General features: G+C 55.8%; 12 protein-coding genes. 5 read left to right on the top strand and 7 right to left on the bottom strand.

What is annotated here, in order from left to right:
- Positions 1-78: 78 nt before the first annotated feature.
- Complete coding sequence (locus tag HNQ92_RS12820) at positions 79-3,513, bottom strand: SusC/RagA family TonB-linked outer membrane protein (protein WP_246440050.1); 3,435 nt, start codon at positions 3,511-3,513, stop codon at positions 79-81.
- 462 nt (positions 3,514-3,975) lie between these two features.
- Here HNQ92_RS12820 and HNQ92_RS12825 point away from each other — a divergent pair, with 462 nt between their 5' ends.
- The 4 genes from HNQ92_RS12825 to HNQ92_RS12840 all read left to right on the top strand — a co-directional run bounded on the left by HNQ92_RS12825 (position 3,976) and on the right by HNQ92_RS12840 (position 7,104).
- Positions 3,976-4,128 carry a chryseobasin-related MNIO class RiPP peptide gene (locus HNQ92_RS12825; protein ID WP_184174412.1) on the top strand — a complete coding sequence of 51 codons (153 nt, stop codon included), beginning with the start codon at positions 3,976-3,978 and terminating at the stop codon, positions 4,126-4,128.
- A 16-nt stretch (positions 4,129-4,144) separates the two neighbouring features.
- Positions 4,145-5,281 carry a multinuclear nonheme iron-dependent oxidase gene (locus HNQ92_RS12830; RefSeq protein WP_184174413.1) on the top strand — a complete coding sequence of 379 codons (1,137 nt, stop codon included), beginning with the start codon at positions 4,145-4,147 and terminating at the stop codon, positions 5,279-5,281.
- 253 nt (positions 5,282-5,534) lie between these two features.
- Positions 5,535-6,104: a Uma2 family endonuclease gene (locus tag HNQ92_RS12835; protein ID WP_184174414.1), complete on the top strand. Its 570-nt coding sequence runs from the start codon at positions 5,535-5,537 to the stop codon at positions 6,102-6,104.
- 166 nt (positions 6,105-6,270) lie between these two features.
- On the top strand, positions 6,271-7,104 hold the full coding sequence (locus HNQ92_RS12840) for a DUF481 domain-containing protein (protein WP_184174415.1): 834 nt from the start codon (positions 6,271-6,273) through the stop codon (positions 7,102-7,104).
- A gap of 32 nt (positions 7,105-7,136) precedes the next feature.
- On the opposite strand, the gene HNQ92_RS12845 is transcribed toward HNQ92_RS12840, so the two are convergent.
- From HNQ92_RS12845 to HNQ92_RS12865, 5 genes are all read right to left on the bottom strand, one after another.
- On the bottom strand, positions 7,137-9,461 hold the full coding sequence (locus HNQ92_RS12845; RefSeq protein WP_184174416.1) for a hypothetical protein: 2,325 nt from the start codon (positions 9,459-9,461) through the stop codon (positions 7,137-7,139).
- On the bottom strand, positions 9,452-10,441 hold the full coding sequence (locus HNQ92_RS12850) for a hypothetical protein (RefSeq protein ID WP_184174417.1): 990 nt from the start codon (positions 10,439-10,441) through the stop codon (positions 9,452-9,454). The genes HNQ92_RS12845 and HNQ92_RS12850 overlap by 10 nt, the downstream gene beginning before the upstream one ends.
- Before the next feature lie 249 nt (positions 10,442-10,690).
- A complete protein-coding gene (locus tag HNQ92_RS12855; protein WP_184174418.1) occupies positions 10,691-12,079 on the bottom strand; it encodes an MBL fold metallo-hydrolase in 1,389 nt (462 codons plus the stop codon).
- Positions 12,080-12,250: 171 nt separating this feature from the next.
- On the bottom strand, positions 12,251-14,464 hold the full coding sequence (locus tag HNQ92_RS12860) for a xanthine dehydrogenase family protein molybdopterin-binding subunit (RefSeq protein ID WP_184174419.1): 2,214 nt from the start codon (positions 14,462-14,464) through the stop codon (positions 12,251-12,253).
- A 25-nt stretch (positions 14,465-14,489) separates the two neighbouring features.
- Entirely contained in the window at positions 14,490-14,960 is a 471-nt protein-coding gene (locus HNQ92_RS12865; RefSeq protein ID WP_184174420.1) for a (2Fe-2S)-binding protein, read from the bottom strand.
- A 423-nt stretch (positions 14,961-15,383) separates the two neighbouring features.
- Here HNQ92_RS12865 and HNQ92_RS12870 point away from each other — a divergent pair, with 423 nt between their 5' ends.
- A complete protein-coding gene (locus HNQ92_RS12870; protein ID WP_246440051.1) occupies positions 15,384-16,478 on the top strand; it encodes an ATP-binding protein in 1,095 nt (364 codons plus the stop codon).
- Between the two features lie 220 nt (positions 16,479-16,698).
- Here HNQ92_RS12870 and HNQ92_RS12875 read toward each other — a convergent pair whose 3' ends face one another.
- On the bottom strand, positions 16,699-17,142 hold the full coding sequence (locus HNQ92_RS12875; RefSeq protein WP_184174422.1) for a DinB family protein: 444 nt from the start codon (positions 17,140-17,142) through the stop codon (positions 16,699-16,701).
- Between the last annotated feature and the right edge of the window lie 10 nt (positions 17,143-17,152).

Below are 17,152 nucleotides of genomic sequence, written 5' to 3' on the forward strand. Positions count from 1 at the left end.
CGGATGTCTCAATTATTTTTATGGAATGGGTCCCTTTCTACTCCGGGGATTTTTATAGCAACTTCAGGTACTTCTAGGTTAAAACGAAAGGTTGATCCCGCCCGTAAAAATCCGGGGCTGGGGGTAGCTTCCGTAGTCGAATCCATACACCAGGCCCAGGTTTGAACCCGCCTGCGTAGCCACTTCCGGGTCGTAGCCTCGGTACTTGGTGAAGAGCAGCGCGTTCTGGATGGTACCGTAGATGCGTAGGTTTTTCACCCCAATTTTTTCCATCATGCTTTGGGGAAACGTATAACCCAGCGTTACGTTCCGGAACCGGAAGAAGGAACCGTCCTGCACCCAGCGGGTAGAGATGGCGGCGTTGTCGAACGAGCCCGGCGTGGGGCGCGGCATATCGGTAATGTCGCCGGGGTTGCGCCAACGGCGGGTCCAGTCGCTCAGGCCGTTGCTGCTGGCGTTGAAGCCGTCGGAGATTTCGGCCAGCTGGTAGTTGAATACGTCGTTGCCGTACACAAACTGCCCCATGATGCTGAGATCGAATCCTTTGTAGTTGAAATTATTGGTAATTCCCCCAAAGAAAAGCGGGTTCGGATCGCCAATGATCTTGCGGTCGAGCGGGTCGGTGGGGGCACCTACGGTACCATCCCTTTTTGCGAAGTCGATCATGCCCGTTTCCGGATTCACTCCTACCATTTCCCAGCCGTAAAAAATCCCCAGTGGCTGCCCTTCACGGGCCAGGCTAACGTTGCCGGTACCGCCGAATAGGTCGCCTTCGGGCAAGGAAAGTACCTTGTTGCGATTAAAGGTCATGTTCAGCGAGGTAGTCCACCGGAAGGCCCCAACGAGGTTGTTGGTAGTCAGTTCAAATTCAAAACCCTGGTTCTGGATTTCCCCGATGTTTTTGAAGGCCGTCTGGAAACCGGAAGTCCGCGGAATCTGTACGTTGATGAGCAGGTCGGAGGTATTTTTAATGTAGTAGTCGGCCAGGATGGTAATGCGATCGTTGAAAAGCCCCAGGTCCAGCCCGATGTCCGTTTGGCGGGTTGTTTCCCAACCCAGGTTCGAATCGCCGAGATTTCCGGGCACAAAGCCCGGATTATTAATGTAATTGGCACCACCACCGTACACCGAGCGGGCTACGTAGTTGGGAATGGACTGGTTTCCGGTGATCCCCCAGCTGGCCCGTAGTTTGAGGTTGCTGATGAGGTTACTCTGCATCAGGAATTCTTCCTGCGAAATCCGCCAGGCGGCCGCAAACGACGGGAAATTTCCGTACCGCCGGTTGCTACCAAAGCGAGAGGAGCCGTCGATCCGGTAGTTGGCCGTAAAGAGGTACTTGTCCTTGAAACTATAGTTCAACCGACCGAAGTAGGAAGCAATGGCCCATTCCTCGATTCCCGCGCTGGCGGCGGCAATGGTACCTCCTGCCGAGATGACCGGGATGTCATTAGAAGAAAAATTATTACGACGGGCTTCGGTAAAGGTAAATTTGGATTCCTGGAAAGAAAACCCACCCAGCACGTTAAAATGGTGGGATTCTAGCTGCTTGTCGAAGGTGAGCATGTTTTCGTTGATCCAAAGCTGATCGCGCGACACCCGGCTGGACCCCAGCCCACCCGTTGCGGCAAAGTTTCGGATGAAGCGGGGCGGCATGAAAAAGTCCTCATTGATATAGCTCATGTCGGCGCCCCAGTTGCTCCGGAAGCTCAGGCTCGGCGTGAAGAAGTACTCGGCCGATACATTACCAAGTATCCGGAACGTTTCAGCGTCGTTTTTAGCCAGCGTCAGAAAGGCCACCGGATTTTCGCGCCGGGTATTGATGGGGTCAAAAGCCCAGGAGCCGTCGGGGTTGCGCACCGGAATATTGGGCGGGGAGCTGATTCCGTTCTTGGTCGCTCCCTGGTTGGAGTTTTCTTCCTGAATCCGGTTGTTGATGGCCCGCGTTAGGTTTACGTTGGCGGTCAGTTTCAGCTTGTCGCTGTGCTGGTGGTCGAGGTTGATGCGGGAGCTAATCCGGCTGAAACCCGAGTTCAGGATGGTACCCTGCTGGTTGTAGTACCCTACCGAGGCAAAGTACTGGGTTTTGTCAGAGCCGCCCCGGGCCGAGAGCTCGTAGTTCTGGATGGGCGCGGTCCGGAAAATCTGGTCCTGCCAGTTGACGTCGGCGGCCGTGCTGGTTACGCTGGCGGGGATGGGCGTTCCGGCGTAGCGGTAGTAATCCTGCATGTAGGAAATGTACTCCTGCGTGTTCATCATGTCATACCGGCGGTTACGGGGTACTTCCGATACTCCGGCGTAGGCGTTCACACTAATGGTACTGTTGTTGGCATCGCCGCGACGCGTCGTAATCAGCACCACCCCATTGGCCGCCCGCGACCCGTAGATGGCCGTAGCGGCAGCGTCTTTGAGTATTTCTACCGACTCGATGTCAGATGGGTTGATGGACGCCAGGATGTTGATCCCCTGGGTACCTCCGCCCAGGTTGTAGTCGCTGCCGCCCACGAAGTTGGTGGTACTGTTGACGGGGATTCCGTCTACCACGTACAAAGGCTCGGAGCTGGCGTTGATGGAGGTAGTACCCCGCACCCGAATGCTTACCCCCCCGCCGGGGCTCCCGCCCCGCTGCGTCACCTGCACGCCTCCCGCCTTACCCTGGATGGCCTGGGTAATGCTGGGCATGGGTTCATTTTCAATCTCTCTTTTACCAATAGAAGAGACGGAACTAGTGAGGGTTTTACGGTCCATGGTACCGTACCCGATCACCACCACTTCTTTCAGTACCTGTCCGGCATTTTCTTCCCACACCAGGTTGATCTGGGTCTGGTTAGCAAGGGGTACTTCCCGGGTCGGGTACCCAATTAGGGAGAAAACCAGCGTGTCGGTCGGGCTAAGCGGTACCAGGGCGTAGTTCCCCTGAGCGTCGGTATTGGTACCCCGGGTCGAGCCTTTGATCACCACGTTCACGCCGGGTAGCGGCCCTTCTTGTTTGGCGCTTACGTTACCTCGTATTTCTCCCCGGGCACCCGTGCCGGTTACTGCTGCTTGCGCAGAGTCACCTTGTACCACGGCTCCCTGGCTCGTAGCGGCGGTATCCTGGCCCAGAGCAGTAAGGCTGTCGGTAGCAGCAGCCTGCGGCACGGGTGGTCCGCCCGTCAAAAAGGTCGTTATCATGAGTCGTCCGAGCACAGCCACTTTGCGCGCGTTGTAGCCCGGTTTTGAAAGGCGTAGCGTATCGATTTCTGCTTCGTAGGGTAGCTGGAATTCACCCAGGCTGTCGGTGCGGGTCGTGATGGTACTGTCGTTAGAAGAAACGAATACCCCGGGCAGGGGTCGGTTGGCAGCGTCGATAATCCGGCCTTGTATGGTTTTGGCGGAATCGCTGCTCGTAGTGCTTAGAGTATCCTGACTACCGGAGGTAGTGTTTCCAGGCAACACCTGGGCTTGGCCGTTCAGAAAAGTCAGTAAGGCCAACCCACCTGCATACAACAGATGCTTCATAAAAAGGTGCTTCATAGTTAGTAGGTTTTTTTCTACACTTTGCCCATAAAGAAAAGTGCCTAAAACCGGAAGTTCCAGTACATTGGGGAGCCTTTAAGCACGCCTTTGTAACCTATAGCAACTGTAAAGCACATCGCCATAATTAATAAACCGCTAATTATCAATAATTTACACAATTGAACTTTATCTAATACGCTACTTTGACGTATAGAGACGCGCGGGTTGAGGTACCTATAGGCGAAAAAAGCACTCAAAGCGGGATACCGGGTGTTACTGGGGAACACTTTGTTGAGAAATTACCCGCTTTATTCACATTTTACTGGTAGGCAGGTACTTTTCCGATGGCTAAAAGCAGGATACACGCCTCAAAAAATGTTACCGTTCCAACCATCTCGCTCCAAAAGGACTCTTCTGTTCAGGCGGGCGCGCTCCGGCCTACACTTAGCTGTAATCATAAAATAACTAACCTCGTATTGTATGAAAGTACCTGCTTCCGTCCTGAAAGCCATGGCGGCCGCCGTCATTGTGGCATCAGTCACTGCCTGCACGGGTGAGGACATTGGCCCGAAAAACGGGAAGAAAAAAGAAGAAAAAACCTTAGCTTCCTGCCCGGCCTGCGGCATGGGGTAATTGATTTCCACTGGACATGCCTAAAGTACTTTCCTCCATCGCCTGCAACCTCGACCCCAACCTCCTGCTGGCGGCACTGCCGCTTTTTGAGGCGGAGCGGGTAGAGGCGGTGGAGTGGTCTTTTGACGCGCTCTACAAGTACCCTACCCTGCCCGGCTGGTTCGAAGAACTCATCGGTACCTTTGCCGAAAACGACCGGCTGATCGGCCACGGCGTGTACTTTTCGCTGTTTGCGGGAAAGTGGTCCAAGCAGCAGGACCAATGGCTCCGGCAACTTCGATCGCTGGCGGCCAGGTACCCCTTCGACCACATCACGGAGCACTTCGGGTACATGACCGGAGCTGATTTTCATAAGGGAGCTCCGCTGGGGGTACCTTACACCAGCACCACCCTGAAGCTGGGCATCGACCGGCTGCGTAGGATTCAAGAGGCCGGCCAATGCCCGGTCGGGCTCGAAAACCTGGCCTTTGCCTACTCGCTGGATGAGGTTAAAAAACACGGCGAATTCCTGGAAAAACTCGTGGGGGCCGTGAACGGGTTTATCATCCTTGACCTGCATAATCTTTACTGCCAGCTGCACAACTTCCGGCTGGACTTTGAGGAGGTGATCCGGCTGTACCCACTGGAACGCGTACGGGAAATTCATATTTCGGGCGGAAGCTGGGAGCCCGCTACTACCGACGACAAGTACCCCATCCGGCGCGACACCCACGACGACGCCGTACCCGAGGCAGTTTTCGCACTTCTGGAAACGACCCTGCCCATGTGCCCCAACCTCAAGTACGTGGTGATGGAGCAACTGGGTACCGCCCTCGACACCGACGCGCGTCGGCTGGCTTTTCAGCGGGACTTCATCCGGATGGATACCCTGGTAAAGCGCCTGAACGACAAACTACCCCAGCCCGCAACAAACGACTTCGGGCCACTACCGACCGGCCTACCCACTACCCTACCTTTGGAAGATCTTTCGCTCCATCAGCAACAGCGGGAGCTCTCCCACATCCTGGAAAACGCCAAAAGCTACCCCGAAGCGCGCGATTTACTAGCCGCCTCCTCGTTGCGCCACTCCGCCTGGAACGTCGAAGCCTGGGTACCTTCCATGCTCGAAACGGCCCGCCAGATTGCGCAGAAGTGGAAAAACGGGTTTGAGTAAAAGTACCTTTAAAGTACCTTTGCTCAGGTACCTTAATGCCCCTGCTCTATGCGCTTTGTGTCTCCTCCCAAACGCCGGTGGCTGCTTGGTCTGCTGGTATTTCTGGGCTTGCTGGCCCGGCTGTTGCTGGGGTACTTGGCAGAGTAACTTCCATTCTATAATTTTCGTCTTAGCCCGTGTCGAGAGGCCTGTTTTCTCAAACGTTTTGTCCCATTAATTCGTTACTTTGCATAAATCATTAGGCAATCAGGATATGGAACTACCCCTAAAAATACGTTCGGTAGCGGGTATGACGGACGATATGTTTTTTGACCTATGCCAGGCCAATTCGCAGCTTTTGATGGAACGAGACAAGCACGGCAATATTATCGTTATGGCACCAACCGGATCAGATACAGGCAACTACAATTTTGAATTAGGATTTCAGCTAGGCCTCTGGAACCGCGAAACCGGGTTGGGCTACGTCTTCGATTCGTCCGCCGGTTTTACGCTGCCCGACAGCGCCGTTCGCTCACCGGATGTTTCCTGGATCGTCAAGGATAGGTGGGAAGCCCTTACCGACACCGAGCGGAGCCGGTTTGCCCCCATCTGTCCTGACCTGGTGGTGGAGGTACGGTCGGCTAGTGATTCCCTGCCCGATCTTCAGCGCAAAATGGAAGCCTACCGTGCCAACGGGGCCCGCCTGGGCTGGCTCATCGACCGGGAAAACAAACAAGTCTTCGTGTACCGGGCCGATGGCTCCATCGAGATAAAAAAAGGTACTTCTCTCCAAATTAGCGGCGAAGAGGTACTTCCGGGACTGACGGTTGAAGTAGGATTTTGAGGCAGGAAAGGTACCTTTAGACATTTTTTTTATAAAAACGTAGGTAGATAAAGAGTACTTCGCATAGTTTTATTTCGGGAAAGTGAATTTTAAAACAACTACTCATCAGGACAAACTTTGGTTCTCTGAAGAAGTTGTAACTCCCGTAGAATAAAATTAATGCTAGATGAAAAAGTACCTTCGATTTTCTCCAAAGTACCTATTCCTGGTTTTTGGCGTAGCCCTAAGTACCTCAGCGGCTTACGCGCAAGAAACCAGCCCGGATACGACGCAAGTACCCCGCCCCGACTCGCTGCTGCTCCAACCCGCCGACAGCCTGGTTCTGAGAGGATTTGTGCTGGTAGACACGCTCAACTACCGCTTCATCGGCGACGGCAACTTTACCCGCGGCAACGTCAACCGCAGCCTGATGGTACTTCGGGCGGAAATCCTGGCCACGGGACCGGTCATTTCCATGGCCACCAATCCGCGCTTTACCTACGGCAAACAAAACAACGTACTGGCCGAGCGCGATACCTACCTGGATTTGTTTATTGATGTATTCAAGAAACGAAAAACCTACGTTTTTGGCCTGGGTACCGTCGAAACCAGCAACCTGCGCGGCATTGCGCTCCGGCAGCTGGCCGGGGCGGGTGTGGGCTACCGGCTCCTGCAAACCGACAAGAATATCATCACGCTCACCAACGCCATCATTCACGAGTCGACCGACTTCCGGGAGCGGTCTTCGGTGGTGATCCAGCGGAATTCGTTCCGGGTCAAAGGGAAGCATCTTTTTTTGCAGGATAAAATCCGGATCAATCATATCACATTTCTTCAACCCTCCATTACGGATTTCTCCAACCTACGCTGGAATACGCTCCTCTCGCTGGAACTACCCCTCAACCGCTGGGTCACGCTGCGAACGAGTTTCGAGAATTCGTACGAGAGTATTGTGGAAGTGGGCCGCCAGCGGAATGACACCCGCATCACCTTTGGGCTTTCGGTGGGGAACCGGCAATAATCCTATTGGATCACAAGCAGGGGTACTTTGGCTTACCAGAGCCGCACGCCCACACGTACACCCAGCGTACGGAAGTAGGCTTCGGATCTGCTCTGGGTACTGGCGCCGTTTATGGCGTTGGTGTTGTAAATACCCGAAAAATTATAGGTACCGGCTACTTCCGCAAAAAAGCCAAACTTCTTGCGCTGGATTTCAACTCCTGCGGCCCCCAGAGCGGCCAGCGATTGCTTTTTGAGCAGGGAGCGGTCATTGGTAGAGCGTGCAGAGATGAAGTCCTGGCGGTGGTAGCTCAACGGAAAAATACTTTCTACCCCCAGCTTCAGGTACGGACGGAGGCGTTCGGGAGCGGTATTGGGCCGGTGCAGCTTGATGGCCGCGTGTACATTCAAGCCGGAAATATCAAATTCATTGGTAGCATAGCTCGTGCCCTGCACCGTGCCTAAGGATTGGTACTGAGTCCGAAAAAAATCAGCACCTACCACAAAGTCGACGGGATTTTTATGGGTAATGAAGGACAACTGCAGGCCCGCTGCGGTATGGTAACCCGCGCCGGTAGTTTCCTTCACGTCGTTTTCGGTATAAGCGGGCTTGTTGAGCGACACCCGCAGCGTAGGCTCCAAGCGCACAAAAAATACATTTTTGTAGCAGCGGCTGGGGTAGGCGTCGCATTCCAGATCAGCCATGATTTGCCGAATAATCTCCTGCTGCGCCGGACTGGCGCAGTCGTGGGCCTGCTGGTAGTAGTCGTAGGCCTGCTGCCATTCTTTGGCAGCGGCGGCGGCGGTAGCCTGGTCTTTGGCCACGGCGTAGCAAATGCTTTTTTCGCACTCAGCCACCGCTCGCAGGCCGTCGGCCACTAAAACCTCACGGGCTGGCGCGTCACAGACGGCCAGGCTACTCATGCGCAGGTACAGCTGCCGGGCTTCGCTGCATTGCTTGAGCTGTAGCTCCCGGTTGGCCTGCGAAGATAGTACCGAAAACAGGCTGTCGGCGCGCGCCAGGTAGTAGAGCGAGTCACGCAAGGAGCGGTGCCGGAGCCACAAACCCGTCTCGTTGGGCGCACAGGCGCTTAGCTTGGCCCAGGCTTCGTCCCAGCCGCGCTTGCCTTCCTGGATGCGGCAATTCACTAAGTTTTGCCGGACGTCCACAACGGCCCGTTCAAAATCCTGCAAGGAGCTTTCGCAGCCCAGCTTGTCGGAAATCCGGCGTTGCATTTCGTCAATTTCGAGCCAGTACTCCGGCAGGTTGAGCTGGCGGGCGTTCACCAGGTACCTTGTAGCGGCTTCGTATTTGTCTTTTTGGGTACTTTCGTCCCCTTCTTTTTCCAGCTGCCGGGCTGCCTGCATTAGGTAGTGGTAGTACTCTTTTTGGGCGCAAAGTTGCAGGAAAGTACCTACCTGAGGTACCTGGGTTCCTTTATGGATCAGGCTGTTGTAGGCACTTTCCAGAAAAGCCCCATTTTCCGGATCTTTTTTCAAGCCGGCAATATTCGCTTCGATCTGGCGGTACTCCCGGAGCACCTCCAGCATGTCGTGGGCCCGCGTCAGCTGCGCCTGGTTGTTTCGGATGTAATTGAGGAGGTTTTCGCTGCTACACTCCGCCGCGTACCGCTGAAGCCGCGTGGCGGGGTCCTGCGCATTTCCGCCTGATAGTATTTCTTCCTGGCTCTTTATTTCGTACTCCAGCGTGCCGATGATGTACTTCGAAACCAGGCGGTAGGTTCTCAGGAGCGCCGCAATCCGCTCCGGGTCGCGGGTTTCCAGGGCCTGCCGGTAGGCTGCGCCCCAATCCCGCATGGCCTGCACTTCCCGTAGCCCTTCCTGGTACTGCTCGCGCAGGGTGGAGTTGAGGCTAGCGCCCAGTTGGCGGGCTTTGGTAAAGCTCCGCAGAGCTCCCGCCGTATCCAGCACCGAAAGCTGCCGCTCGCCCTTGTAGGCCCACTCAAACCCCGCCACCACGCGGGTACTTTCGCTTAGTTTTTTGCTAAGTACCTTGTCGATCTGCTGCAAACACGCCTGGATTCGGCGCTCAAAAACTGCCACTTCCAGCGCTTTGTCCACGGCACGGTACTGGCTGTATATCTCAAGGGCTTCGGCGTATTTTTGGCTACGATACAGGCGCTCTGCCTGCTGAAACAGGGCGTGTAGTTCGCGGGCCGTAGCGAGTCGTTTCCGAAACTCCGGTACCTCGGGGGCCGTTTCGTAAAGTTTCAGGGCTTCTTCAAACCGCCCCGCATTCAGTTTATATTCGGCCGTAATCCATACATCGTACAGGTTTCGGTTCTGAAACAGCTGCGCCTGCGCGCTCTGGGCTAATGTTAACGCAAAAAAGAGGTAAAGTAGACGTTTTATTCGCATCGTTTCGGTGTGGTTTCGGCCAGCAAAGCGGCGTACTGGTAGTACTGGTCGGGGATATGGTACAGGTTGGGGCTGTTACTTTCACGGAAGCGCTCGCAGTCGGCCTGGGCGCGTGCTTCGTAGACCTGCGCCAGGCTATCTACCTTTACCCGGATCTCGGGCGAATAGGGCATCCGGGCCACCATCCGAAAGTACTCCATAGCCCGCTGAAATTCCCCGCGCTTTTCTTCGGCAATACCCCGGTTCAGGGCTTGGTCAAAGGCCGCCAGCGATGGCGAAACGGGCACGTGGATGGGGTCCGGTGCGCCCTGGCTTTCCTTGGTGTACCACACCGCAATGGCGAGCAGCGTACCAATGGCCAGCACAAAGTAGGCGTAGTACTTAGGAGAAGCCGGGCTGGTTTCAGCGGCAGTGGTGGTGGCAGTGGTCTCGGCCGACTGCACCTCGGGCGCATCTTCTACCTGAGGTACTTCTGGCAGGGCAACGGGCTTGTCGCCGGGTAGTGTCTCTTTCCAGAAACGCTTGATCTCTTCATTTTCGGCGGCGTTGGCCCGTACGCTGAGCTGCTTGCGGTAAAAAAGCAGCAGGCGATCGGGGCCCAGCCGCCAGTATTCGGGCGTATTGACCGACAAAATGGCCTCACCAGCCGCAACGGGCAGGGTATCGATGAGTTGGAAAATGGCCCGTTTTTCGTCGGGCGTTAGCTGTTCGAGCAGCAGAGGGGTACTTTCGCGGCTTTGGTCTGCTTCCCATACCAGGTACCTGGCACCGAGCGCCCGCGACTGCCCGAGCCTACGCAGGCCAGGTACCTGCGCCGGGTGCCAATGCAGGTTTTCGTCGTAGTGGGCCGGGATGAGCTCGATCACGACGGGGGCAGGCTGATCGAGGGTCCAATCCAGCGATAACCACCTCCGACCGGGCACAAGCTCTTCCTGGAGCTGGTACGATCCTTCAAAAAAATCACCTACCTGTAAAGACATGGACGTTTCAATAAACTCCCCAAACCAGCAATACTCAACGGATTAGATCCCAATTTTACAAAAATAACTCCTAATCTCCGGAAATATTTTAGCAAACGAGGAGGATTACTTATCCTAAGGCTGAGGGTACCTGGTCCTAAAAGGCAAGCGCCGTCAAAAACTATGCACCATCTTGTAAAATGTATCCGGGTAGCCCGATGCCTGCCTGGGGACACAAGTACCTGCTGTACTGGATTTGGAAAAAGTACCCTAGCTCCCGGCTTCCGTAGCCAGGCTGGTTTGGCTCAGGGCCTGGTAGCCACCGGGGATATTGACCACGTCCAGGCCCTGAGCTTGCAGGAAAGACGTAGCCATGAGGGAGCGGTAGCCGCTGCCGCAGTAGAGGTAGTAGCGGTCGTTGGCGTCGAGGTAGTGGCTTTTCTTAGATAGGGCATTGAGGGGAAAATGCGCCGCCCCCAGCACGTGTGCTTCCTGGTATTCGCGCGAACTGCGCACGTCCAGTACATCCAGGTTGGGGCCGTCGAAAAGCTCCGCGAAGCGCTCCGCCGAAATTTCTTCCGTGCGCTCGGCTGCTTCACCGGCTACCTGCCAGGCGTCGAGCCCGCCCGCCAGGTACCCTGCGGGCTGGTCGTACCCTACCCGCGCTAGCCGCGTCACGGCCTCCTGCTCGCGGCCCGCCTCCGCTACCAGCAGAATGCGCCGCCGGAGGTCGGGGAGCAAGGTACCTACCCAGGTTTCAAAATGGCCGTCCAGCCCGATGAACACGCTCCCCGGAAGGTGGCCCGCCACAAACTGGGCCTGCGGGCGCGTATCCAGCACCAGCGCTGCGGCTGCGGCCCAGGTACTTTTGAAGCTAGCCACGTCCAGCGGCCGAAGGCCGCGCGCCAGTACTACATCCAGCTTTTCGTAGCCGTATTGGTTCAGGGCGGCGTTAAAAGGAAAGTACCTGGGTGGGTCTTCCTGGCCTTCCAGTACTTCCTGAACAAATTCCTCCCGACTCATATCGGCGCGGAGGGCGTAGTTTTTCTTTTTTTGCTCGCCCAAAGTACCCTGCTTGGCGTCGTCCATTTTCTTACCGCAAGCCGAGCCCGCGCCGTGGCCGGGGTACAGGATGAGGTCGTCGGGCAGGGGCAGAATCTGGTGGCGAAGACTATCGTAGAGGTACCGGGCCAAGTCCTCTTCGGACAAGTCGGTTTTGACGGCCAGGTCGGGTCGCCCCACGTCGCCCAGGAAGAGCGTATCGCCCGTAAACAAGGCGTAGTCACGGCCTGCTTCGTCGCGCAGCAGGTAGGTACTTGACTCCATCGTGTGGCCAGGCGTATGCAGTACTTTGAGCGTACATGCACCTACCCACAGTTCCTCCCCATCCTGCGCCACGTAGGCATCGAAAGCGGGCTTGGCCGTAGGGCCATACACAATGGTAGCGTCCGTTTGCCAGGCCAGTTCCAGGTGCCCCGACACAAAATCGGCGTGGAAGTGGGTTTGCAATACGTACTTAATGGTAGCCTGGCGCTCGGCGGCCCGCCGTAGGTAGGGTTCAACATCACGCAGCGGGTCGATGATTGCCACTTCGCCCTGGCTTTCAATGTAGTAAGCGGCTTGCGCCAGTCCCTCGGTATAGATTTGCTCTACGTGCATGATTGTACTAAGCCTAATTCTACGAAAACAAAATTTCTTGCTTACGGTAAAACGAAAATACCTTATTCATGAATAAAAAGTACCCCGCACCAACTTTCTCGCTCCAAAGTACCTCTCCCCAAAGTACCCCATGCCCTCTGCCCTTTGCTCCCTGCTTCAAAGTACCCCCTGCTATTTCAGGTAAGCCGCTTTTACCGGCAAATGCCGCACCCGCTTGCCGCAGGCCCGGTAGATGGCGTTGACCACGGCAGCGGCGGCGGGTCCCTGGGCGGCCTCCCCTGCTCCGAGTGGCTCCTCGTTGGGCCGGTCGATCACCACCACCTCAACCTCGGGTACTTCGCCGCAGCGGAAAATGGGGTACGAGTACCAATCGCGGCTGCTGACGTGCTGTTTGTCAAAAAGTACCTCTTCTTTGAGCGTCCAGCTGGCGGCCTGTACCATGCCGCCTTCGGTTTGGTTCTTCACGCCATCGGGATTAATGACCTCGCCCGCGTCGATGACGGCCCACATCTTGAGCAGCCGCACGTCACCCGTTTTTTTATCCACGGCTACTTTGGCCGCCACGGCGCAGTAGCTGGCCACGTTTTTATAGCGCGAAAAAGCCACGCCAATGCCTTCGTTGGCGTTTAGCTTCTCGGGTCGAAGTACCTCCTGTAGTTTTTTAAGTACCTCCATCGACCGCTCGTCTTCCGAGTGCATGAGCCGAAACTCGATGGGATCTTTTTGGGCCCGGTGCGCCAGCTCGTCCATGAAAGATTCAATGGCGAAAATATTGCCGTAGGCTCCTAAACTCCGCAGTGCCGACACCCGCAGCGGCCCTTCGAAAAAATGGGAGTCTACTTTCAAGTTCGGAATGGCGTAGTAAGGCTCTGAGTTGCGGTAGGCCCCGCCGCTGTAGCCCGACGACGGCCGCTCGAAGGATTTCTCCAGGTACCTGGCCGCCAGCAGATTGCCCGCGTTGCCACCCGGCCGGGTACTGTGGCTGTCGGACCACAGCCCGTAGCGCCAGTGCGTGATCCGCCCCGAGGCGTCGAGGTTGGCCTCAGCGGCCATCCACATAGCGCTGCCGTAGGGCTCCCAGGCATGCTCTTCCTCGCGCGACCATTGCAGACGCACCGGCTTGTTGGGGTAGGCCAGCGCCAGCAGGGCCGCGTCGGCGGCTACGTCGTCGGCGCCGTTGTGCCCGTAGCAGCCGGAACCCGGCACGCCGATTACGTGCAGGCTTTCAGGCTTCATGCCCAGCATTTTGCTGAGCGCGTCCCGGAGCGGAAATACGCCCTGCGTGTGCGTCCAGACGTGAAGTACCTGGCCGTCGTAGAGCGCCACCGAGCACGAAGGCCCAATGGAGCCGTGCATTTGGTAAGGTTTGAAGTACTCGGCCTTCCAGGTACTTTTAGTAGGTTTATCCAACACCTCCACCGCACCTTTTTCCTTGACGGTACGGCTACTGGTGGGTAGTTTTTTGAGGTAGTTTATAAGTGGCTGGCCCTGGGGCAGTGGCTTGGGCGTAGACCAGCGCACGTGCTCCCTGGCCAAGAGCTGCCCCTGCACGGCCTGGTACTCGTCGGTGGTGATGAGGCCCAGAAAACTACCGTTTTTCACGACTTTCAGCAGTCCGGGTACTTTGGCCTGAAAGGTACTTTCGTTAAACTCCAGCAGCTTGGCTTCGTAGGCCGGGGGCCGCACCACCCGCGCGTGCACCATGCCCGGAAACCGCAGGTCCTGCACGTAGAAGGGCTGCGCCCGCACCATTTGCTCAATGTCTTTTCGGAGAATGGGCTTGCCCACGTAGCGGTACTCCGACCGCGCCTTGAGCCGGACGGGTAGTTTTACCTCCTGTTCAAGCTGGGCTCCGTTCAGGAGCTCAGCAAAAGTAAGCGGCTCTTTGCTGGCGTCCCAAAGTACCCGTCCGCTCGCCATGCTGAGCCGGTCAGTGCTTACGTCCCACTGCTTGGCGGCCAGTTCGAGCAGCGCTTGCCGGGCCGCCGCCGCCGCGTAGCGCACCGACATGGCGGTGTTTTCCATGGAGCCGCTCCCGGCGGTGTAGCCTTCGTTGGGCGTGCGGCCGGTTTCGGCCAAATGTACCTCCACTTGCTCCACCTCCAGGTCCAGCTCCTCGGCGGCTACCTGCGCTATGGCGATGCGGAGCCCCTGACCGAGCTCCATTTTCCCGGTTAGTACCCGCACGCGGCCGTCGCCCAGTACTTCGAGCCAGGCGTCGATGCGCGGATGCTTTTGCAAGCTGCCGGGTAGTTTTTCTTCCGCCAGCAGGGGCTCTGCCGATGCCCAGGGGGTACTTGTGAGCGAAAAGCCAATGGTAAGGCAACCGAGGCTGTTGATGAATTTTCGCCGGGATAGCTCGGGATTGAAAGGGGTACTTTTCATACTGGAAAATCAGTTAAAAAACGACTTACTGTAACGTCCCCGCTGCCCGCTGGACGGCCCGGATCACGCGCGGCTGCACACTGCATCGGCAAAGTACCCGCTGCAGGCCTTCCCGGATGGCCGCCTCATCGGGCTTTTTGTTGGCTTGGAGCAGCGCCACCGCCGAGATGACCATACCGTTGAGGCAGTAGCCACACTGCGCGGCTTGCTCGTTTACGAAGGCCTGCTGCACCGGGTGCAACGCGCCATCGGCACGAGTAAGGCCTTCCAGGGTGGTGATGGCGCGGCCCTGCATCGACTCCACGGGTACCCGGCAACTGGGCATGGCCACGCCGTCCATCAGGACCATGCAGGAGCCGCACTGCTCCAGGCCACAGCCGTACTTGGGGCCATTGAGCTCCAGCTGGTTTCGGAGTACGTATAGTAGTGGCGTGGCCGGGTCTACCCGGAGCATGTGTTTTTTGCCGTTTACTTCAATGGTTACGTCTGCTTCCATGGCGGAGGTAGTTTATAGGGTCAGGTCGTAGTAACACAACGCCTACGGGTTAAAATTGTTGACACCCTGGAGGGCGGCTGTATCTCTAAAAGGCTGAAAGAGAATCATTATAATAAGTTTTACGGCTTATTCTCGTTGGTAAATGCTCCGTTGAAAGTACCCCACAACCTGTACTACCTTCAGAGCGATGCAGAAGAATTCGCGTTGTAAATGCGAACCGACCCGAACTTTGATCCTATAAATGCAATTCACCAAAGGGCAAAAACCAAATTTTGTCTTTTTCAGTCGACACTTTTAATGTATTTTTGTCTTTTCTAATCGACAATTATGGATATTCTTATCGAATTTCAGGATAATCTTGTACGGCAATTAACCAATACTTTTCGGAGGTACCTTCACCAAAAGATCAATTGGCAACAGCGTATGATCGCCATCAAGGGACCCCGCGGGGCGGGCAAAACAACGCTCATGCTCCAGCACCTGAAATTTGACCTAGGACTACCTGCCCATGCCCTGTATATTACTGCTGACCATACGTGGTTTTACACCCACACGCTACTGGAAACTGCCACGGATTGGTACAAGCAGGGAGGGAGGTTACTTTTTATTGATGAGGTACACAAGTACCCCCGGTGGTCGAGGGAGTTGAAAAATATCTACGATGGACTACCCGAACTGCAAGTCGTTTTCTCGGCCTCCTCGGCGCTGGATATTTACCGGGGTGAAGCCGATTTGAGCCGACGCGTCATTAGTTACTCTTTGGCAGGGCTTTCTTTTAGGGAATACTTGCTTTTTACTCAGGAGATTAGCTACGAGGTTCTTGCTTTGAAAGATGTGGCAACCCAGCACCGTGCCTTTTCCCAAAGCGTACTGGAAAAGGTACAGCCCTTGCCGCATTTCAAAAAGTACCTGCAAAAGGGTTATCTGCCCATCATTGCTGAGGGGGAAGACGAGTACCTTCCCAAGCTAGAACAGATCATCAACGCCATTGTTGATACCGATCTTGCCTATATAGCCTCTTACAACACCGGAACGGCGATCAAGGTAAAGAAATTGCTAGGCGTCATTGCAGAATCAGTGCCCTTTAAACCTAATGTTTCGGCCCTGGCCCGAAAGCTTGACCTCAGTCGGGACAGTGTGTACCAATACTTATACCAACTAAGGGACGCGCGCCTGCTCAATACACTCGTCGCCGAGGGTAAAGGGGTGGCTACCTTGCAAAAGCCCGATAAAGTGTATCTTGGGAATCCTAACCTCGCATACGCTTTACGCGCGAACCCCGACGTAGGAAATCTTAGGGAAACCTTCTTGCTGAGTCAGCTTCAGAACATAGCGGCCGAGGTACTTGCCCCCAAAAGCGGGGACTTTCTTGTTCAGGATTTCGTGCTTGAAGTGGGGGGGAAAGGCAAAACGTCTGCTCAAGTTAAAGACACGCCCAACTACCTCATCGCCGCCGATGACATCGAGATGGGTTCGGGCCAGAGGGTACCTTTATGGCTGTTTGGCTTTATGTATTAACGGGTGGCTGGTTCGCGTTTGCAACGCAAACTTCCCGAACAAAGCGTTTCCAACGCAAAGTATCCGGCCGAGGCACTTTCAAAACAGATAAATTATCCTAAGTACACATCCAGCCAAAACATCAGTATTCAAGTAATAGCCGATTAGGGAAGGATTCGCGTTACAAACGCGGTTTCACGCAAAATTCGCGTTGAAAACGCGAACTAACCCCAAACGCGAACTAACCCAACGCCTGCCGGATCTGGCTGAGGTGGTGGGCGTTGTGCCAGGTAATTTTTTCGAATTCGTCTTTTAGGGTACGCAGGCCCGTTTCGCTGTGGACGAAGGTCTTGTCGGAGGCGGTGGCGTAGTGGGTTTGGGCCAGTTGAATCACCGCCTCGCGAATCGACGCGTAAATATTTTTATTGATCTCCAGCGGAAACGTCAGGTAGTCGAGCTGCTGGCACCAACCATCCTGATCGAACGCCCAGATCACCTGCTTCGGCTCGGCAATGACGCGCCGGACACGGTCGTAGAGCACGCTCTCGGCGTCGGCCAGGTGGTGCAGGAGCTGCCGCACGTTCCACTTACCGGGCTGGTAGGTCTTTTGCAGATCCTCCTCCGGCAACGCAAAGTACCCCAGCGTTTCGCGGCGGGTTTCGGTAAGCTCGTGCAGCAAGTCCATCGTCAGGTAC

The organism is Rhabdobacter roseus, from assembly GCF_014202275.1.
GTDB lineage: Bacteria > Bacteroidota > Bacteroidia > Cytophagales > Spirosomataceae > Rhabdobacter > Rhabdobacter roseus.